17 protein-coding genes are annotated in these 19,083 nt (G+C 65.4%); 5 read left to right on the top strand and 12 right to left on the bottom strand.

What is annotated here, in order from left to right; genetic code table 11:
• Positions 1-330: 330 nt before the first annotated feature.
• Together Q0Q48_RS02445 and Q0Q48_RS02440 are read right to left on the bottom strand one after the other, a co-directional pair.
• Positions 331-558 (bottom strand): hypothetical protein, encoded by a 228-nt coding sequence (locus tag Q0Q48_RS02445; protein ID WP_295133370.1) that lies wholly within the window; start codon positions 556-558, stop codon positions 331-333.
• Positions 559-650: 92 nt separating this feature from the next.
• The gene (locus Q0Q48_RS02440) at positions 651-1,025 is read right to left on the bottom strand and encodes a hypothetical protein (protein WP_295133367.1); all 375 of its coding nucleotides are present in this window, start codon (positions 1,023-1,025) and stop codon (positions 651-653) included.
• 944 nt (positions 1,026-1,969) lie between these two features.
• Between Q0Q48_RS02440 and Q0Q48_RS02435 the strand changes: the two genes are divergently transcribed.
• A complete protein-coding gene (locus Q0Q48_RS02435; RefSeq protein ID WP_295133364.1) occupies positions 1,970-3,151 on the top strand; it encodes a Fic family protein in 1,182 nt (393 codons plus the stop codon).
• Positions 3,152-3,313: 162 nt separating this feature from the next.
• Here the strand turns inward: Q0Q48_RS02435 and Q0Q48_RS02430 are convergent, their stop codons facing one another.
• The 5 genes from Q0Q48_RS02430 to Q0Q48_RS02410 form a co-directional block, all read right to left on the bottom strand.
• On the bottom strand, positions 3,314-4,558 hold the full coding sequence (locus Q0Q48_RS02430) for an SLC13 family permease (protein WP_295133361.1): 1,245 nt from the start codon (positions 4,556-4,558) through the stop codon (positions 3,314-3,316).
• Positions 4,559-4,586: 28 nt separating this feature from the next.
• Positions 4,587-5,417, bottom strand: a complete 831-nt coding sequence (locus Q0Q48_RS02425; RefSeq protein ID WP_295133357.1) for a polyphosphate kinase 2 family protein — start codon at positions 5,415-5,417, stop codon at positions 4,587-4,589.
• 14 nt (positions 5,418-5,431) lie between these two features.
• Positions 5,432-8,038, bottom strand: coding sequence for a plasma-membrane proton-efflux P-type ATPase (locus Q0Q48_RS02420; protein WP_295133354.1), 2,607 nt, complete (start codon positions 8,036-8,038; stop codon positions 5,432-5,434).
• Between the two features lie 112 nt (positions 8,039-8,150).
• A complete protein-coding gene (locus Q0Q48_RS02415) occupies positions 8,151-9,506 on the bottom strand; it encodes an adenylate/guanylate cyclase domain-containing protein (protein ID WP_295133350.1) in 1,356 nt (451 codons plus the stop codon).
• A 15-nt stretch (positions 9,507-9,521) separates the two neighbouring features.
• Positions 9,522-10,076, bottom strand: coding sequence for a cytochrome b/b6 domain-containing protein (locus Q0Q48_RS02410; protein ID WP_295133347.1), 555 nt, complete (start codon positions 10,074-10,076; stop codon positions 9,522-9,524).
• Between the two features lie 183 nt (positions 10,077-10,259).
• On the opposite strand from Q0Q48_RS02410, the gene Q0Q48_RS02405 reads away from it, so the two are divergent.
• Positions 10,260-12,053: an alpha/beta fold hydrolase gene (locus tag Q0Q48_RS02405; protein WP_295133344.1), complete on the top strand. Its 1,794-nt coding sequence runs from the start codon at positions 10,260-10,262 to the stop codon at positions 12,051-12,053.
• Between the two features lie 18 nt (positions 12,054-12,071).
• Here Q0Q48_RS02405 and Q0Q48_RS02400 read toward each other — a convergent pair whose 3' ends face one another.
• Positions 12,072-12,215 carry a hypothetical protein gene (locus Q0Q48_RS02400; RefSeq protein ID WP_295133341.1) on the bottom strand — a complete coding sequence of 48 codons (144 nt, stop codon included), beginning with the start codon at positions 12,213-12,215 and terminating at the stop codon, positions 12,072-12,074.
• 53 nt (positions 12,216-12,268) lie between these two features.
• Here Q0Q48_RS02400 and Q0Q48_RS02395 point away from each other — a divergent pair, with 53 nt between their 5' ends.
• Complete coding sequence (locus Q0Q48_RS02395; protein ID WP_295133338.1) at positions 12,269-12,646, top strand: response regulator; 378 nt, start codon at positions 12,269-12,271, stop codon at positions 12,644-12,646.
• Here the strand turns inward: Q0Q48_RS02395 and Q0Q48_RS02390 are convergent.
• From Q0Q48_RS02390 to Q0Q48_RS02375, 4 genes are all read right to left on the bottom strand, one after another.
• A complete protein-coding gene (locus Q0Q48_RS02390) occupies positions 12,643-13,608 on the bottom strand; it encodes an FAD:protein FMN transferase (protein WP_295133336.1) in 966 nt (321 codons plus the stop codon). The two genes, Q0Q48_RS02395 and Q0Q48_RS02390, sit on opposite strands and share 4 nt — an antisense overlap.
• Positions 13,609-13,639: 31 nt before the next feature.
• A complete protein-coding gene (locus tag Q0Q48_RS02385; protein WP_295133332.1) occupies positions 13,640-15,850 on the bottom strand; it encodes a PepSY domain-containing protein in 2,211 nt (736 codons plus the stop codon).
• A gap of 25 nt (positions 15,851-15,875) precedes the next feature.
• The gene (locus Q0Q48_RS02380) at positions 15,876-16,346 is read right to left on the bottom strand and encodes a DUF2271 domain-containing protein (RefSeq protein ID WP_295133329.1); all 471 of its coding nucleotides are present in this window, start codon (positions 16,344-16,346) and stop codon (positions 15,876-15,878) included.
• Positions 16,347-16,492: 146 nt separating this feature from the next.
• Complete coding sequence (locus Q0Q48_RS02375) at positions 16,493-16,891, bottom strand: PepSY domain-containing protein (RefSeq protein WP_295133326.1); 399 nt, start codon at positions 16,889-16,891, stop codon at positions 16,493-16,495.
• 162 nt (positions 16,892-17,053) lie between these two features.
• Between Q0Q48_RS02375 and Q0Q48_RS02370 the strand changes: the two genes are divergently transcribed.
• Positions 17,054-17,716, top strand: coding sequence for a response regulator transcription factor (locus Q0Q48_RS02370; protein WP_295133323.1), 663 nt, complete (start codon positions 17,054-17,056; stop codon positions 17,714-17,716).
• On the top strand, positions 17,713-19,083 hold the full coding sequence (locus Q0Q48_RS02365) for an ATP-binding protein (protein WP_295133320.1): 1,371 nt from the start codon (positions 17,713-17,715) through the stop codon (positions 19,081-19,083). Before Q0Q48_RS02370 ends, Q0Q48_RS02365 begins: the two co-directional genes overlap by 4 nt.

Below are 19,083 nucleotides of genomic sequence, written 5' to 3'. Positions count from 1 at the left end.
CTTTCGCTATCACAATGCGTGATGCAGTGGTCGAGCTAACTGTCTCAGTGATACCGGCTGAGCGAAGCGTCGAGGTTGCCGCTGGGGAAGGAATCGCGCAAGGAGTGGTCGTTCCTGTGGTGAGCGGATAGCTCGTTGGGTTCTTGGTGACGCCAAATCCCGCGCCCCACTGAAGGTAGCTGTACGGAATGTTTGGACCGCTGATTGCGCCGACGCTCGGTGCGTCTGTTGGCGCGTGGTTCAGCACATACACGCCTCCGACAATGCCGAGACCGACGACAAGGGCGAAAAGTGATTTGATGATGTTATTCATCGGTAAGAAGTTAGTGGTTAATCGAGCTTGAAGTGCGCTGGGTCGAAGCTATCAGGGATCTTGTCGAACTCGCCTGCTGCCGCGCGTGCCTCAAACGCATGAGGGTAGTCGTGCTTAATCTTCGCAACGACCTGTGCCCATGCCGCCGCGCGAGCGTCTGACTTCGTGATTGCAGGTGCAGCGGTTTCAACAGAAGCCTCAACTGGCGTATCCTCTGCTGGTGTTTTTGCTGGTGTTTTTGCCATTGTGTGTTGCCTTTCGGGGGAACTGCTGAGACCGGACCGAATCGGTGGGAAGCGGGCAGTCTCATGAGTCCCCCAAAAAGGGGGATTAGTGATTAAGCGAGCAAGATGCGGATAGTGAGGCTTGCGAGTGGAGTCCACTGCTTGAAGCCTACGAGGCCGTAGCAGACAACTTCCTTGCCCGTAACGCCTGATACGTCCTTTTCCTCGAACTGGAGGCCGCGAGGGAAGGCGTAGGTAGAGACGTTCTTCACGCCGCCAACGCGATAGCCTGCGTTATTCCAGGTCTTGGTGCCTTGAGTGGCGCTAACGAACGTGCCTGAGCGAACGACGTAGATGTCTACGCCCATCATTGAGCCAAGCAAGCCGTTTGTTGCTGCTTCGTCAGCGTAGCGGAAGCCGGTTGAGACCTGTGACTGAACGATACCTACAACGTCGGTGTTTTCGACAACAACGTAAAGGCCGCCCATCGCATCCGCGTAGCCTGCGGTCTTAGAGATGATGCTTGCGATGATTGTAATGACGTTCGAAGGGGTAGTGAAACCGCCGCCTGGGGTGGTGTAGCTAGCGTCTCAGCAACACGCTCACCCTAATCGCGATTTTGCTTTCGTGTACTTGGATCATCAGACTGACCGAAAGGAAAGAAAGGCCACCTTGGCTCACTAAACTTATTTCGGCGCTCACCTTGCCTGGCATAGCGAGGCATAAGGAAGAACTAGCCGAGCAACAAATCGACCACGCTCCCATTGCCGACGATCCAGCAACTTGGTTTCCGCCTACAGATGAGTTCGTCAAATCGTTCATGGATAGTCTGACGCATCGCGCCTTCAACGCCAAACTTGTCATTCCCGACATCACGCGCTCCACTATCGAGACGGCAAGGCGCAGAGGCATTTGGACGGTTCTTCCTAGCTCAGCTCGCCTTCGCGTCGCGTCAACGCAAGAGTGCCACGCCCGTATATGTCTACTGCGATGAGGCACACTTCTTCGTTGGGCAAGACGAGAATATCGTCTCCATGCTCCATGAGGCTCGCAAGCAGTTCGTGGGCATCATTCTCGCTACGTCCGCTTTACATCTTGTCTCGCCGACGGTTCGTGAGAGTATGGAGGGGGTACTTAGTTACTCGCACCATTCATGTCTTGCCGACTAAGTTTGGCACGGTCGCCATCTACGCGGTGACCAAACAGGTTGACGCTGGGCAGTCCCGCCCCGGGAAGGGCGATAATGCGTAGTGTAGAGATGGACCTCAACTTCCCGATCACCATCCCCGAATAGCGTCGGCTGCACTTGAGGCGGCGGCTGACCTGCTCATCCGGCTGCCTCCGCTATTTAAGCTCCCCTACATTAGCTTGCTTGCTAATTAAGTTGAGAGACCATTGCTTAAATAGCGGCCGCTTGCCATAGTCGGCGCAAATGGCCGATTCCGACCCCAATCAGCGGCTTGGCCGTTTTGTCGAGACGCCCGTTGCCGGCGAGATCGTACGCGCCTTCGTGCCGCCGCCGCTGCCGCCGACGCCACCTATCGATGTGCTCGTGCTGCTGGATCGCTTGAGCTTGGCCGAGCGTGCGCTTGGGCGGCTCGACGGCATCACTATGCTCCTGCCGCGCCAGGAACTCTTCCTCTACATGTACGCGAGGAAGGAGGCCGTTCTTTCTTCGCAGATCGAGGGCACCCAATCGACCCTTTCCGACCTGCTCCGCTTCGAAACTGAAGCGCAGGCTGGCCAGCCGATCGACGACATCCGCGAGGTCTCGAACTACGTCGACGCGATGATGTACGGGCTGGAGCGGCTCGAGAACCTGCCGCTCTCGCTTCGCCTCATCCGTGAAATGCACGCCCGGCTTCTGCAAGGCGGGCGGGGCGACACCAAGAGTCCTGGCGAATTCCGTCGGTCGCAGAACTGGATCGGCGGCACCCGTCCGGGCAACGCGCTCTTCGTCCCTCCTCCAACGACGGAGTTGGACAAATGCCTAGACGCCCTTGAGTGTTTCATGCACGAGGGCGAGTCCCGACTGCCGGCGCTGATCAAGGCCGGTCTCCTGCACGTGCAATTCGAGACGATCCATCCGTTCCTGGACGGCAACGGCCGCATTGGCCGTTTGCTGGTGACACTCTACCTGTGCGTCCATGGAGTGTTGCGAAAGCCGCTGCTCTACCTGAGCCTCTATCTGAAGACTCATCGCGCCGACTATTATCGCCTGCTTCAGGAGGTCCGCGAACATGGGGCCTGGGAGGCTTGGCTCGACTTCTTTCTCACCGGTGTTGCGGACACGGCAAATCAGGCCTTCGACGCGGCCACCCGGATCGTCGAACTGTTCAAGCAAGATCGTGAACGCATCACGGGCGAAAGCGAACGCGCCGGCTCCGCGCTGCGCATCCACGATCTCCTTCAGCAGAACCCTTATCTCACCGCAAATCTGCTCGTCGTACGAACGGGACTGTCAGCGCCCACGGTCAATGCCGCGCTTGCCGACCTTGAGCGCATCGGCATCGTCGAAGAGGTAACCGGCCGGCGGCGTGGCCGAGTCTTCGGCTATCGCCGCTACCTCGCCATCCTGAGTGAGGGCACAGATCCTCTGTCTGCGGCAGGTTGATAGACGCGGTCGGCGATAGATAATCATGCTCGCACTGCAATGGACTATTTGATGTCTGCTGCTCAGATCGCGGCGGCCGCGAGCGCGTCAGCATCGTAGGGATGGCGGACGAGAACGGCCTCCAACACGCGCTGAGCGTCGGCGTGCGCGAACCAAGACATATCAGGCAAGGAGAAGCAGCCAGCCTGCCGCGATCAGCATGCTGATCAGCGACACCGGCACGCCGGCGCGGGAGAACTCAGCCAGGGAGACCGGTGCGCCGCGCTTGGCCGCCTGCTCCACGACGATGATCCCCGCCAGGCTGCCGAACACCACGACGTTGCTCGCGAGGGCAGTGCCGAGCGCCATCGCGGCGCCCGTCTGCTCCGGGTTGCCGCCCTGGATATAGGGCATGAGGAGCAGGACCGCGGGGTTGTTGCCGACGATGTCGCTCACCACGCCGCTCCCGACCAGCAGAGTCACCGGATGCCTGAGGTCGAGACCCCATTGCGTGAGGTCCGCGATCATCCGCTGCGGAATGCCGGTGCTGGCGAACGCGGCATTGACCACGAACAAGCCGCCCAGAAGGATGAACAGGTCGCCGTCGACATGCTTCATGACGTCGGCGGAGGCGATGCGGCGGTTCAGCAGCAGCACCGCACCGGCGGCGAGGGCGATCAGCTCGCGCGGCCAGGCGGTCAGGCAGAAGGCTGCTACCACCAGCGCGGTCACGATGGCGGCCTTGGCGATCTCGACCCGGTCGAGCGGCAGCTCGGGTAGAACCTGGGAAGGCTGAGCGGTGGCTGACGCGGGAGCGGCGCCGTCGAGCATCCAGCGTCCCCGGTACAGCATCACCAGCACGCCCCAGATCGCGACCAGCGAGAGGAGCGACGGCGGCAGGGCCGCGCGCATCAGCCCGACGAAGCTGAGGTCCAGCCCCTGGGCGATGATCATGTTCTGGGGGCTGCCGATGATGGTGCCGGCCGCTCCCGCATTGGCGGCGAAGGCGAAGCCGAGCAGGAAGGGCGTGGTGTTGAGGCCGCGCGCCAGGCAGAGCTGCACCAGCAGCGGGACCATGGCGACCACGACGACGTCGTTGGTCAGGATCGAGGACAGCACGCCCGAGGTGACGATCATCACGGCGAGCAGCTTTGCGGGCGCGAGCTCGAGTGCGGCGCCACGAGCGGCGAGCCAGCCGTAGAAGCCGGAGACCGAGAACGCACCCGACACGATCATCAGGCCAAACAGCAGCGCCATGGTCGGAAAGCTCACCGACGCCCAGGCAGCGTCCACGTCGATCTTCCCGAACACCAGCATCGCGATGGCGCCGAGCAGGGCCGCTCCCGTGCGGTCGACGCGAAAGCCCGGCAGCCGCCCCAACGCCATCGCGACGTAGGTCGCGAGGAAGATCGCGACGGTCAGGGTCATGACGCCGGCTGCCCGTTCAGGGCGGACCTCATGCCTTCGAAGCCTTGTGGTAGGCCTTGCGGATCTGGTCGAGGTCGACGGTGGGCTTTGGCATCTGCAGCTTCATCCCTTCCATGGCCTCGCAGATGATCTGCGATACCGCGAGATTGCGGAACCACTTGTGGTTGGACGGGATGACGTACCACGGCGCCCGGTCGGTCGAGCAGCGGTCCAGCATATCCTCATAGGCCTTGACGTAGCCGTCCCAGTATTCGCGTTCCTTGTAGTCGCTGTCGCTGATCTTCCACCGGCGCGCCGGATCGTCCAGCCGCTGCTTGAAGCGCTCGAGCTGCTCTTCCTTCGATATCCAGAGGAAGAACTTGAGGATCGTCGTGCCGCTGTCGGCCAGTAGGGTCTCGAAGGCGTTGATGTGGTCGTAGCGGAGGGACCAGGTCTCCCTGGGTGCGAGATCGTGCACGCGCACCACCAGCACGTCCTCGTAGTGCGAACGGTTGAAGATCGCCACCTGGCCGAGTTCCGGCGCATGCCGGTGGACGCGCCACAGGAAGTCGTGGCCGCGTTCCTCGGCCGTGGGCTGCTTGAAGCCCGTGACGGCGCAGCCCTGGGGATTCATGGCGCCGATGACGTGCCGGCACACCCCGTCCTTGCCCGCGGCATCGATGCCTTGCAGCACGATGAGCAGGGAATGGGCGCGCTCGGCATAGAGCGTGTATTGCAGCCTCCCGAGCTTCTGGAGATGGGCGGCGATCTCAGGCGCCGCGGCTTCGCTGGATTCGTGCTTGCCGTGGAAGCCGGGATCGACGTCCTTGAGTTTGACCTTGCGTCCCGGCGCCACGACCAGCTCGTGTGCGTAGTTCATCGCCGCACTCCCTTTCAGCTCATGGATTTCGGGCGCAGGGGCACGTTGCCCTGCAGCGATTGCGTCACGATCGACGCGCTGCGCTGGCGGCCTGCCGTGCGATTGTCGATCGTCCGCTCCGTCGCGAGGCGCACCGCGCCGAGCACGACCATCCAGACGAGATTGTAGGCCCACACCGCCGCGATCGTCCCCCACGAGATCGCGGGCACCAGCCAGCCGTAGCCGCACATCAGGGCGGCCACGACCTGCGTGGCCGCAATGGCGCCGAACAGCGGCGCCGCCGGGAAGGGCGGCAGGAAGAACCAGCGCTCCGTGCGGGTGACGAACAACAGGAGATGCCCGCCGACCACGAGTTGCAGGAACACCGCGGTCTGCAGATGGTCGCGGTCGTCGAGTGCGAACCAGGCGTTCCAGGCCGGGTTGGACAGCACCTCCATGCCGATCAGCAGCAGGCCGAAGGCCTGTGCCACGGAGAACAGGCCGAGCACTGCCGACACCGAAAGCAGGCGCGCCATGCGCCATCGGATCGGACGCTCGGTCACCGGCGTGTTGTCGTAGGCGATGGTCATGATCGGGATGTCGTCGAGCAGCGACATGATGACGATCATGACGGCTGTCAGCGGCTGGAAGCCCAGCGTGATGGACGACAGCACCACCAGGAACATGATCGTCATGGTGAGCGCGACGCGATAGATCGTGTAGCTGGTGATACGGCCGAAGATGCGGCGCGCCTCGTCGATGGCGCTGTTGATCACCGAAAGGCCCGGCGAGGTCAGGATCAGCGCGGCCGCGCCGCGTGCGGCGTCGGTGGCGCCGGACACCGCGGTACCGCAGTCGGCCTGCTTCAGGGCCGGCGCGTCGTTCACGCCGTCGCCGGTCATCGCCACCAGGTGGCCGCGGCCCTGCAGAGCCTTGACGATGGCGTACTTGTGCTCCGGGAAGACCCTCGCAAACCCGTCCGCCGTCTCGATCGCATCGACGATGTGCGGCGGCACGTTGTTGGGGTCCATGTCCTTGGGGAAGGCGTCGGCCGCGGCGATGATATTGGTGCCGAGCCCGAGCTGCCGCGCGGTCTCGCGGGCGATCGCGGTATCGTCGCCGGTGATCATCTTGACGGTCACGCCCTTGGCGCGCGCGAGGTCGATGGTCGCCTTCGAATCGTCGCGGGGCGGGTCGAACATCGGCAGGATGCCGAGCAGCCGCCAGGTCGCCCCGGCGTCGTCCGAGCGGGCCACGCCCAGCGCACGGTAACCCCGCGCGCCCAGCGCCTCGACCGTCTCGTGCACGGTTGCGACGGCCTTTGCGTCGGCCTTGACGAGATCGGCGATCACCTGTGGCGCTCCCTTGGACACGACGATCTGGCGTCCGTCGGGCGCCGTCACGTGCGCCGTGGTGCGCTTGGTCACGGGATCGAAGGGCGTGAAGCCGGTCTGCTTCCAGCCCTTCAGGGCCCCGGGGTCCGCCAGCGCCTCGATCACGGCCGTGTCGATGGCGTCGCGGTCCTCCGCCTTCGAGGCCAGCGCGCCGGCCAGCACGACCTCCTGCCCGTCCCTTGCGGCGAACAGGATCGGGTCGCCGAGCTTGAGCTGGTTCTTGGTGAGCGTGCCGGTCTTGTCGGAGCAGAGGATGTCCACCCCGGCCATCTCCTCGATCGCCTCGAGCCGCGACACGATCGCCTTCTGGCGCGACAGGGCGAGCGCGCCCAGCGCCATGGTGACGGAGAATACCGCGGGCATCGCGACGGGGATGGAGGCCACCAGCAGGACGAGCACGAACTGCAGGATGCGCAGCGCATCGGCGGTGCTCCAGGAGTCGGCCACGACGATGTCGCGATAGACGCGAAAGGCGACCATCACGGCGGCCAGCGTCAGCGCCAGCACGATCAGGAAGTTGCCGATCTGGAACATGGCCTTCTGCGCGTGGCTTGCCGCGCCGGCACCGGCCACCAGCCTGGCGGTACGGCCGAAGAAGGTGTGGGAGCCGGTGGCGATGACCACGCCCTCCATCTCGCCCTGCTTCACGACGCTGCCCGAATAGGCCCCGTCGCCGATCTTCTTGGCCACGGGCAGCGATTCGCCGGTGAGGGCGGACTGGTCGATCGCCGCGTAGTCGCCGCCGACCAGGCGCAGGTCGGCGGGCACGATCTCGCCCAGGCGGATCTTCACGATGTCGCCCGGCACCAATGTCGAGGCGGCGATGTGGCCCCACGTTCCGTCGCGTCGCGCCGTGGCCACGGGCGCCAGGCCCTTCTTGAGGGCCGCCAGCGCGTTCGAGGCCTTCAGGTCCTGCCACAGGTCGAGGGCGGCATTGAACAGCAGCAGCGCAGCGATGACGGCGAAGTCTTCCCAGTGACCCAGGAACGCCGAAATGGCCGCAGCTGCTTCGATGAGATAGGCAATCGGTCCCGTGAAGCAGCCCAGCAGCTTCGCGGCGAGGCTCTTCTCCTTCTCGATGATGGCGTTGGGACCGTACTGGTTCAGGCGACGGTCGACCTCCGCTGCCGACAGACCTGCCCCGGGAACCGTGTCGAGGGCGGCGAGCACGCGCTCGATGGGAAGCTTCTCGAGATCGGCCACGGCCGCGGCGTCCTTGCCGGGCTGGCCGGTTGTAGCGGTGTCCATGGTGGTCGCCCTCGCTGTGCTCTCCGCTGTTGGTCATCGCCGACCGAGAGCGCGGGCGGCAATGGTCGTCGATCGTACTTATTGGAATGGCCAGGGGTGGGTATGATCTGGATCAAGGAAGCGGCGGCTCATCCGAGGCGACGCCTCCCCCGGCGGCGGTTTCGGGCGCGTCGAGCCGCCACCGGCGGACGGTCAGCCGCTCGCGCCGTCCCTTGATCGCGACGGATTCTTCGACGCCGAAGCCATGGTCTCCGGCGGTGCGTACCGTATCCGTGTCCACGACGAGCTCGCCGCGCGCGGCGATGCTGCACAGGCGGGCCGTGATGTTCACGCTGTCGCCGATGACGGTGAAGTCCATCCGATCCGCTGACCCCACGGTGCCGAAGATGACGTCGCCGGTATAGATCCCGATGCCGACTCCGCGCGGAAACCCTGTCTGGTCCAGGCGGCGCAGGGCCTCGCGCGCCGCCGATATGGCGCGTACTTCCCCCCGGTCGCCTTGAAAGCGCGCCAGCACCGCATCGCCGATCAGCTTGTCGACGTCGCCCCCGGCGCGGTCGACTTCGTCGACGATGATCGCCATCAGCCGATTGAGGAAGCCGATCACCTGTTCCGGCTCGTTGGCCTCGGAAAACGAGGTGAAGTCGCGGATATCCGAATAGAACAGCGTGCAACGCGCCCGTGCGGAACGAATGCCGCTGCCCGTCCCGACTGCCCGATGCACGGCCCGCGACGCCGCGCCCGAGACCAGCCGTTCCAGCCGTGTGCGAAGATCGGCCACCAAAGCCGCCCGCCCTGTGATGTTGTTCTGCGCCAGCACGACCATGCGCGTCATGGCCAGCATCAGCCCCAGCAGGATCAGGCTCGGCACGCCGGCTGCGGCCGCGCCGGCGCGCCAGAGCAGCGCGTTCAGATGGTCGACCGGTTCGTACAGCTCGAACACGACCGGCGCGCTGCCGGGCACGGCGACCAGCACGTACAGTTCGTAGAGCGCCGATCCGTTGGGATCGATCCGGTACACGAGCGAACTTTCGCCGCGTTCGGCCGCAACATAGGCCGCGCTGCGATCGATGCTCCCGATCCGTCCGGTATCGGTGTCAAACTGGATGACGCCGCCGTTGGCATAGATTTTCAGCGCGGTGAGATCGAGCTCGCGCACCTCCCGTGTCAACTCGGCCAGCAGCAATTGTCCTTGGGGCTCGGCGTAGATCGGGCCGGGTGCATCGCCGCTCTTGAGGCGTTGCCACGGTTCAGGCGCCACCTCGGTCATCGCGCGATCGATCACCTGAGCGCGCCGCATTGCCAGTTCGAGATAGATGCCTTCGACGAGCTGCCGGGCGCCGTACATCGTGAGGGCAGCCGAAACCACCAGCAGCAACGCGAGACCCGGCAGGATGAGGCGAACGAAGGATCGCAGAAGCGGATACGGCTGGTCGAACCGAGCCTGGTCGTCCGGCTCAGTCTTCACGCGACCATTGTCCTCTCAGCGCCCGCTGCCCGGGAGCATGCGCGCAAGAGTGCGGTCGTGCAGGATCCAATGGTGAACAAGCGCCGCGGCGGCATGCAGGGCGGCGAGAATCACCAGTGCGTTGGCCAGGACCTCGTGCACTTCCTTCATCGAGCGCGCGAACGCGCGGTCAGCGGTCCACGGCGAGGCAATATCGGCCAAGCCGAACAAGGGCAGGGGGGCGCCGCGCGCGAACTGTACCGCGATGCCGACCACCGGCACCAGCAGCAGGAGCGCGTACAGCGTGTAGTGCGCAAGCCGGCTCGCGCGATCGCCCCACCTGCCGAACGTGGTGGGTTCAGGAAGCGGCGGCGGATCGGTCGCGCGCCACACCAGGCGCACGGCGAGCACCACCAGGACCGCGAGCCCGGCAGCGATGTGGACGGCCAATCCCGTCGTGCGCGCTTCGCCCTTGGGCAGGACGTCCCCGAACGTGCCCACTGCCCAGGCGATCAGCACAAGGAAGACGGTGATCCAATGCAGGGACCGCGAAATGGCGCCGTAGCCGCTCGCCGAGTTGCGCAATTGCATGGAAAGCCTCCTCTGGAGGCTTCCCTGCGACCGATGCGGCGGAATGTCATTGATTTGAGTCAAGGTCGGACGTCCTCGGCGGGACATCATCGCACGCCCGAAGTCCGGTTAGCTCTTGATTTGTCTCAAGGCCCGCCGTTCGCTGCCCGCTAGAGTGCGCCCCGCAAAGGTGAAAGGCGGTCGATGGACATCGTGCGAAAAGACGAACGTGCGTCCGACGCAGCCTCGCCGGTCGAGCGCGATTCCTATGTCGTCACGGCGCTGTCGGACATCACCGATCGCGCGCTCCATGCGACGATGGCGCGGTTCACCATGGGCCTCTCGCCGGCGGCGATCGCGGCGGCCTATCTCGACTGGCTGGCCCATCTGATGGCGGCGCCGGGCAAGCGCCTGCAGCTGATCGACAAGATGACGCGCAAGTCGATGCGCTTCGCCGACTTCGCCTGGCAACAGGCGCAACGCCCGGGACATGTTCCCCCGGCGATCGAGCCGCTACCCCAGGACCGGCGCTTTGCCGGTGAGGCCTGGCAGCATCCCCCGTTCAATCTGTTCTACCAGGGGTTCCTGCTGCAGCAGCAATGGTGGCACAATGCAACCTCCGACGTCCGTGGCGTGACGCGTCATCATGAGGATATCGTCAGGTTCGCGTGCCGGCAGATTCTCGACGTCTTCGCGCCCTCGAACTTCCTGCCGACGAACCCCGAACTCCAGCAGCGCACCCTCGAGACCGGCGGCCAGAACTTCCTCGCTGGACTGCAGCACCTGTTCGAGGACTGGCAACGAACCGTCAGCGGCAAGAAGCCGGTGGCCGCCGAAGCCTACCAGGTCGGGCGCAACGTCGCGGCGACCCCCGGCAAGGTCGTCTTCCGAAACCGGCTGATCGAACTGCTGCAATACGAGCCGGTGACCCGCCAGGTCCATGCCGAGCCGGTGCTGATCGTGCCGGCATGGATCATGAAGTACTACATTCTCGACCTGTCGGCGCAGAACTCGCTGGTGAAGTACCTGACGGAGCAGGGCTTCACCGTCTTCATGATCTCGTGGAAGAACCCATCCGCCGAGGACCGCGACCTGGGCCTGGACGACTATCGTCGCCTCGGTGTCATGGCGGCCCTCGATGCCATTGCCGACATCGTTCCCGGCCGCCAGGTACACGCGCTGGGCTACTGCCTGGGGGGCACGTTGCTGGCGATCGCCGCCGCCACCATGGCTCGCGACGGCGACTTACGGCTCAAGACGATGGTGCTGCTGGCGGCGCAGACCGATTTCAGCGAAGCCGGCGAACTCATGCTGTTCATCGACGACAGCCAGATCGCGTTCCTCGAGGACATGATGTGGGAGCAGGGCTTCCTGGATGCCAAGCAGATGGCGGGCGCCTTCCAGTTGCTGCGCTCCAACGATCTGATCTGGTCGGTGGTGCTGCACCGCTACCTGATGGGCACACGCGAACCGATGAGCGATCTCATGGCCTGGAACGCCGATTCCACGCGCCTGCCCTATCGGATGCACTCGGAATATCTGCGCGGCCTGTTCCTCGGCAACGACCTGGCGGAGGGACGGTATCAGGTCGACGGCCGGCCGATCACCCTGACCGACATCCGCGTTCCGATCTTCGCCGTCGGAACGACATGGGATCACGTGGCGCCCTGGCGATCGACCTACAAGATCCATCTGCTGGCCGACACCGAGGTCACGTACGTGCTGACCAATGGCGGCCATAATGCCGGCATTGTGTCGGAACCGGGCCGCGACGGCCGCCATCACCAGGTCATGACCAAGAAAGCCGAGGATCGCTATGTCGATCCCGATACCTGGCTGGCCATCGCGCCACAGCAGCAGGGCTCGTGGTGGCCCACGCTCGCCGCTTGGCTCACATCGCGTTCGGAGGGCGATCATCTGCCACCGCCGATGGGCAATCCAGCCGCCGGCCTGACGCCGCTTTGCGACGCGCCGGGTACCTATGTGCTTCAGGAGTGACGTTGCCCGAGTGCAACGTCAGCGCCAGAACAGCGCCAGCAGGATGATGATCGGAATCGGAACGCCGATCAGCCAGAGCAGAATTGAACGGCCCATGGGAATCTCCTTTGTGTCAAGGCGATTGCAAACGGGGCTCTGGTCTTGAAGGTTGCGTCGGTCCATGCAACTTGGATGATGCAGGTACGTTCACGCGAGGCTGATTGGAGTAGCGTTCCTTGGCACTTCTCGATGGCCGCACGATCCTCATCGTGGAGAACGACCCGGCCATTGGGCTGGACCTGCGGGCAACTCTGTTCGCGGCGGGGGCTGTTCCGGTCGGACCGGCCAACAGCGTCGAGGGCGCCTTCGCGCTGATCGCCGATCATGCGATCGATGCCGCCATTCTCGACATCCGCCTCTACAAGGACGAGCTGGTCTTTCCCGTTGCCGACACGCTGCAGGCGCTGCGGGTGCCTTACGTCTTCGCCAGTGGCCGGTCGACGGCTCTGATGCCGCTGCGCCATGGCGATAAACCATTCTTCGACAAGCCGTTCCGCCCCGAGCAGATCGTCGAAGCGCTGGCGGAAATGCTGGCTGGACGGAGTGCCGGCTAGAGTGCTTCCTGGCTCGGGCGAACCGAATTGGATGGCAAGGGGAATGGCCCGGTCGAAGTCGCCTCGAAGACGCGACCGATTCCGATCTGGATGAGCGTCCCGTCACGGCGCTCGACGAGCAGGGCGTCGAAGTCGTGCTTCTGCGCAAGTGCCCTGCCTTCTCCCGGCCCGAGCACCATCAGCGCGGTCGCCCACGCATCCGCATCCATGCAGCTCGACGCAACGACCGAAACCGAAGCAACCGCATTGTCGACCGGACCGCCGCGCGCGCGGTCCATCGTGTGGGAGAGCCGCGTTCCTTCGACCTCGATCCAGTGCCGGTAGTCGCCCGAGGTGGCGACGGCGGCATCCCGCAGCTCGATCGTACCGAGCGGACTACGAAGCTCGTAGTCGGGCTTTTCCACGGCGATGCGCCACGGCGCTCCGTCCGGCTTCGTGCCGCTTGCCGCAAGTTCACCATCCAGTCCGACCAGCGCGTCGGAGATGCCGAACGTCTTCACGGTGCGCATCATCTCATCCACCGCAAACCCCTTGGCGATACCCGAAAGGTCGAGATCGAATTGGGCGTGCTTGCGTGCCCGTGCGCCCGGCGCGTCGAGCTCCAGGACCGTATGGGTCGGCGGCGGCCGTTGGTGAAGGGCCGCCCGGATCGCTTCCCCGTCGGGCACCGTGCCAGCGGATCCGAAGCCCCAGGCCTTGACCAGGCGCCCGACACCGATGTCGAACGCGCCTCCGGACAGGGCTCCGATCTCCAGCCCTCTGGCCAGGACCTGCATGAGTTCTCCTGGCAACGACACCCAGGTACCGGGAGAGGCGGCATTGAGGCGCATCAGGTCGCTATCCGGCTTCCAGGTGGACATCTGGCGGTCGACGCGGTCGACGGCGTTCGCCAGGGCGATGTCCAGCGCGGGTATGTCGGTCGCGGGTGAGGCATGGAGGAGCGCCGACCACCGCGTTCCCATGGTTGCGCCGTTCAAGGCGTGGAGACGAAGGCTAGTAGACATCTTCGAGGTACCTCCCTTCGTCCTTCAGAAGGCCGGGTGTCAGGCCGGCGGGAACGAGCAGTTCGCCCAGCGTTTCCTTCACGCCGGCGGCCATCTCGCGTCCGCCGCAGACCAGGACCTGGGCGCCCGCGCCGACGAGGGTGCGCAAGCGTTCGGCATCCGCCCGGAGGCGATCCTGCACGTAGCCGCCGCCGCTCACGCGCGAGAACACGGTCGCCAGGCTCGTCAGCCGCCTGTCGTCCAGCCACCCCTGGATCTCGCGCCGGTACAGGAAGTCCGATTCCGGATCGCGTCCGCCGAAATAGAGGTGCACGGGCCGTCGTCCACGATTGGCACGAATGAATCCCGCCAGGGGACCAATGCCGGTGCCGGCGCCGATCAGGATGATGGGCTTGCGGCCCGCTGCCGGATGGAAGGACGGGTTGGGCTTCACGAAGGCCTCGATGCGATCGCCCGGGCGCAAGCCATGGAGCTGCCCTGAGCAGAGGCCGCCGGGATGTTTGCGCACGCAGATCTCGACGAAGCCATCGTGGGTCGAACTGGCCAGGGAATAGGAGCGCGGCAGGGTGTCGCCCGGCGGCACGACCGCCAGCAGGTCGCCGGCGGAGAACTGCGGCCAGCCACGGCCGGCGAGACGCGCGAACGCGCTGCTGTGCGGCAAGGCGAAGCGCAGCACGCAGGTGGGCGCCTGCACCTCCGTGCCGTAGTCGATACGCTCGATGAGCGTCAGCGCCTGGGTACGGGGCCGCTCCGGCACATGCGCCAGCGCGAGGTCCTCGCCCAGGACGGCCGACAGGGACTTGCCCCAGCGCGCGAATTCCTGCGGGGATTGACGGTCGATCGTCTCCAGGGGGAGCAACGACGTCCAGCCTCTGCGCGTCAACGCGGCATCGACATCGCGCGCGAATTGGCAGAACTGCGGGAACTGACGATCCCCAAAACCCAGGACGGCGAACGGGACCGGCGATGGCGCCCCGTTCCCGTCGAGGCGCTCGAGGAATGCGCCGGCGCTCGCCGGGGCCGTGCCGTCGCCATGGGTCGCCGTCAGCAGCAGCATGCGCTGCACCGCCGAATAGGAGCGCGCGACGCGGTCCATTGCGATGGTGTGAACCTTGTGGCCGTTGGATGTCAGGGCCGCATGCAGTGTCCGGGCGAAGCCCCAGGTGCTGCCTCCTTCGCTGCCGACCAGGATCACCGTATCGGCCGTCCTGGCAGGGGCATTGGCGGCGATCGGCGCGCGGGTGCGCCGCCGCCTCCACCACAGGGCAGTGCCGCTCACGCCAAGGACCGGAACACCGAGGGCGGTCAGCCCGAGCAGCACGCCGACCCACCACAATCCCCGGCCGGTATGCATCATGTAGATGACTTCGTAGATCTGGCGGCCGAGCGTGTGATCCTGCCAGGCCAGCAGCTCTCCACTGGACGGGTCGACATAGCCCTCGCCATCGGCGGTCGACAGCTGGAAGACGTCGGTCGGATCGGCCGGGTTGGGAAACGTCAGCTTGCGAAGCTGGCTGAGATCAATGCCGCGCAGCGCATCGATCCCGGCCAACGGCAGAGCGGGACCGTTCGGCGCCGTTGCCGGGAAGGCGGGCGCCTGCGACGGGCCGTCCGGGATCACCCCGAACGTCGTCAGCGACAGGACGAGCGCGGTGAACGTCGACACGATGAGCCCGGGCGTCGCCAGTCGACCCAGATCGGCATGCAACCGCTCCATGGTGCCGCCGCGCGAGCGATCGAGAAGGCGGGTCCACCCGCCCATTCGACGGGCCGTCATCTGCAGGCCGGACAGCGTCAGGACGAGCAATGCCAGCGCCGCCGCGCCGGCGGCCATGCGCCCGCCGTCGCCCAGAAAGAAGGAGCGGTGAAGATTGGTCATCCAGCGCTCGAACGCGGATGGGGCGTAGGTCGAAACCGGTTCGCCACTGGAAGGATCGACCACGGTCGCAACCGGTCCGTCGGTCCCGGCGTGGAACGCAACGACCTTGCCCGAGGACAGCCGCTTGATCTGCTCCACGCCGGGCAGGGCGCTGGCGGTCCGCGCGGCCAGCTCGGCCATACTGATGCCGTCCGCGGGCGGTGAGATCGCCCCGGCACGGTCCAGGGCCGGCATCACCGACAGCACCGAGCCGCTGATGACGAGCGCCATCAGCGGAATGACGACGGAGAGGGCGAGAACCTTGTGAAGCCAGCGCAGCATGACATGCCTCCCGAGCGGCCTGGGCCTACATGCCGTAGCTGAAGGTCTGGATGTAGCTGCGGCCCGCCACGGGCCGGCCGGCTCCCGCGGCGGTCAACGGGACGACCACTTCGGACGGGCTGTCGCGCATGTCCTCGGCCGCAACGTCGATGTGCAGCTTGTAGCCTGCATCGAACAGGGCATCGGCCAGGTCGACGGTGACCTTCAGCGTACGGCCGGCACCGACGCTCGCGCCGGTGATGCCGTTGATCCCGGCGACGTTCCCGCCAGACGCACGTTGCCAGCTGCTGAGATGGCTGTGGTACTTCGACTTGGGGCCGGCCACCCACAACGTACCCTTGTAGGCTCCCGAAGCGTCGGTCACGTAGAGCGCGAGATAGGCGCCGTTGCCGCCGTAGTTCTTGAGCGTGGTGGTCAGTGTGACGGGGCGCGCCATCGCCAGTTCCGGGACGGTCAGGGCGGTCGTCAGGGCGAGGCCGGCAAGAAGCGTCTTCATTCGCATTGTCTCATCTCCAGCGGATCGTGTTGGCGAGCTCACACTGGAGGCAAAGGCTGAAGCATTGCTGAAGCGCGTCGGGACTCTGCTTCAGGTCGCCGTCAGGTTGGAGATCGCGGAACGATCGGGTTCACACGAGGCGTCGGTTACTGAATCTCCGCCTTGGGCGGCGTCGTTCCCTTGAAGAGCTCGTTGGCGGGCGGTGTCGGGTTGGCCGGGAGGGGCTGTTCAGGAGCGACACCGCGCCGTCCGCCGTCGCCATCGCCGCCGCCGTTCCTGCGCTTCATCCGGACGATGGCAAGCGATCCGGGGTCGACCTTTGCTGCGATCTCGCGGCCATCTGCATCAATTCCCTTGATCTGATAGCAGCCGTCATCAACCTTGAGTCGCTGCACCGTCCAACCTCGCGCCTTCGCCATTTGTTCGACGGCTTCGCGCGGCTGCCACTGGGCCATGGGGACCTTGCAGTCGTCCTCCCCGGCCATTGCCGCCGGGGATGCCAGCGCGCCCGAAAGAATAGCGGCGATCAATATCGTCCTTTTCACGTTCCGTACTCCCGCCAATGGACTCGATGTCTTCTCTTGAGCCGGATTCCTGACGGCGACCTGAAGGCGCCCCCCGATTTGCTTCAGGTCAATGTCAGCTCGCCGACTATAGTTCACCGCAGGTCCGGCGGGCGGACCCTGGCAACTGACCGGATTGGGACCATGCGGGTTCTGTTGATCGAGGACGATACGATTTTGGGCGCGGCCGTGCGCGATCAGATCGCCGCCGAGGGCCACTCGGTGGACTGGGTCACGCGGCTGGACGCGGCGCGGGACCATATCCGCAGTGCCGCCTACGACCTTCTCCTGCTCGACCTGATGCTGCCCGATGGCCGCGGCATTGGCCTGCTGCGCGATCTCCGCGCCCGGGGGAATGTCACGCCGGTCATCATCCTGACCGCGATGGATCAACTTTCCGACCGTGTAGAAGGCCTGAATGCGGGGGCCGATGACTACCTGGTCAAGCCCTTCGATCTCTCAGAGCTGTCGGCCCGGCTGAATGCCGTGGCGCGGCGCTATGCGGGGAACCCCAATCCTCTGGTCTGTATCGGGGATCTCGAGATGGATCTTGCCGCGCGCTCGATCCGCCGTGCGGGGCGGACCGTCGACCTGACGGCTCGCGAATGGGCGCTGTTCGAGGCCTTCGTGCAGCGCCCCGGCCAGATCCTGTCCAAGGCGCAACTGGAGGAAAGGCTATACTCCTTTGGGGCGGAGGTGGAGAGCAACACGACCGAGGTGCACATCAGTCGCCTGCGCAAGAAGCTCGGCCATGGCATCATCGAAACCGTGCGCGGCGTCGGCTACCGGCTGGGGGGCGCCGCGTGACGGGGCCGCGCAGCCTGCAGTGGCGGATTTCCCTATGGCTGGGGCTTGGCATTGCGCTCTTGTGGGGCATTGCCACCGTGGCGACGGCACAGAGAATTCGCCACGAGATGGACGAGGTCTTCGACAGTGCCCTCGAGGAGACCGCCCAGCGTCTTCTCCCGCTCGCCGTGCTCGATATCCTGAACCGCGAAGAGGGCGACAAGTCCCAGCGTATCGTCACGCTGAGGGAGCACGACGAGTATTTTACCTACGCGGTACGCGATGCGCGCGGAGAAATGTTGCTGCGCTCCCATCGCGCCGACGATTCGGTGTTTCCGCCCTTTTCGAAGATGGGGTTCGTCGATACGCCGACCCACAGGATCTACTTCGACGCCGCCTTGCAGGGCACGATCACGATCGCCGTGGCCGAACCGCTCGGGCATCGACGCGAGGTCGCGAACGAGGCTCTGCTGGGCCTTGCCTGGCCGCTGGCCCTGCTGATACCCGCCAGCCTTCTTCTCGTCTGGGGCGTCGTTCGCGTCTCGATGGCGCCCATCAGGAACCTTCGAACCGGAATCGAGTCGCGCGGCAGCGGAGACCTCACCCCCATTCCAGCCGCCGGCCTGCCGTCCGAGATCGGGCCGATCGCGGACGCCGTGAACCATCTCCTCCTCAGACTGGGCCGCGCCCTCGATGCCGAACGCAGTTTCACCGCCAATTCGGCGCACGAACTGCGCACGCCCGTTGCCGCCGCGCTGGCACAGACGCAACGACTCATTGCCGAGACCGGGGACGCTGCTTCCCGGGAGCGGGCGCAGCAGATCGAGACGGCATTGCAGCGTCTTTCGCGGCTGTCGGAAAAGCTGATGCAACTGGCCCGGGCGGAGGGCGGCCGCCTCAAGGGCAGGGAGACGACCGACATCGCAAGCGTCGCGAAGATGGTCGTCGACGAGATGGCGCGGAAGCCCGGCATGACAGAACGGATCACGCTCGATGTTCCCGGGACTCCCGTGCCGGCCGGAATCGATGCCGACTCATTCGCAATCGTTTTGCGCAACCTCGTCGAGAACGGTCTCAAGCACGGGCTCCCCGACCGGCCGGTCGCGATCGCCCTGTCAGGAGACGGCGTTCTCACCGTTTCCAATGAGGGGCCATCCGTTCCTCCCGACCTGCTGTTGCGCCTGCTCCAGCCTTTTGAGCGCGGCCGCACCGCCGCCGAGGGCTCCGGTCTCGGCCTCGCCATCGTCAACGCCATCGCCACCGGAACCGGCGGTCGGCTGGTCCTGTCATCGCCGTTGCCGGGGCGGCAAAGCGGCTTCGAGGCGAGATTCTCGGCCCCACGTCCTGGCGTGGAAGGGCTCACTGCCGGAAAAGCGAGAGCCGGATGA

Source organism: uncultured Reyranella sp. (assembly GCF_945957355.1).
Taxonomy (GTDB): Bacteria; Pseudomonadota; Alphaproteobacteria; order Reyranellales; family Reyranellaceae; genus Reyranella.
This window is presented reverse-complemented; position numbering and strand designations above follow the sequence as displayed.

Coding starts and splice junctions, on each gene's coding strand:
- Q0Q48_RS02400 (WP_295133341.1), bottom strand. CDS start 12,215: ATGGACCGACGCAACCTTCAAGACCAGAGCCCCGTTTGCAATCGCCTT.
- Q0Q48_RS02425 (WP_295133357.1), bottom strand. CDS start 5,417: ATGAACTACGCACACGAGCTGGTCGTGGCGCCGGGACGCAAGGTCAAA.
- Q0Q48_RS02410 (WP_295133347.1), bottom strand. CDS start 10,076: ATGCAATTGCGCAACTCGGCGAGCGGCTACGGCGCCATTTCGCGGTCC.
- Q0Q48_RS02370 (WP_295133323.1), top strand. CDS start 17,054: ATGCGGGTTCTGTTGATCGAGGACGATACGATTTTGGGCGCGGCCGTG.
- Q0Q48_RS02405 (WP_295133344.1), top strand. CDS start 10,260: ATGGACATCGTGCGAAAAGACGAACGTGCGTCCGACGCAGCCTCGCCG.
- Q0Q48_RS02390 (WP_295133336.1), bottom strand. CDS start 13,608: ATGGGAACGCGGTGGTCGGCGCTCCTCCATGCCTCACCCGCGACCGAC.
- Q0Q48_RS02385 (WP_295133332.1), bottom strand. CDS start 15,850: ATGCTGCGCTGGCTTCACAAGGTTCTCGCCCTCTCCGTCGTCATTCCG.
- Q0Q48_RS02420 (WP_295133354.1), bottom strand. CDS start 8,038: ATGGACACCGCTACAACCGGCCAGCCCGGCAAGGACGCCGCGGCCGTG.
- Q0Q48_RS02435 (WP_295133364.1), top strand. CDS start 1,970: ATGGCCGATTCCGACCCCAATCAGCGGCTTGGCCGTTTTGTCGAGACG.
- Q0Q48_RS02430 (WP_295133361.1), bottom strand. CDS start 4,558: ATGACCCTGACCGTCGCGATCTTCCTCGCGACCTACGTCGCGATGGCG.
- Q0Q48_RS02445 (WP_295133370.1), bottom strand. CDS start 558: ATGGCAAAAACACCAGCAAAAACACCAGCAGAGGATACGCCAGTTGAG.
- Q0Q48_RS02380 (WP_295133329.1), bottom strand. CDS start 16,346: ATGAAGACGCTTCTTGCCGGCCTCGCCCTGACGACCGCCCTGACCGTC.
- Q0Q48_RS02440 (WP_295133367.1), bottom strand. CDS start 1,025: ATGGGCGGCCTTTACGTTGTTGTCGAAAACACCGACGTTGTAGGTATC.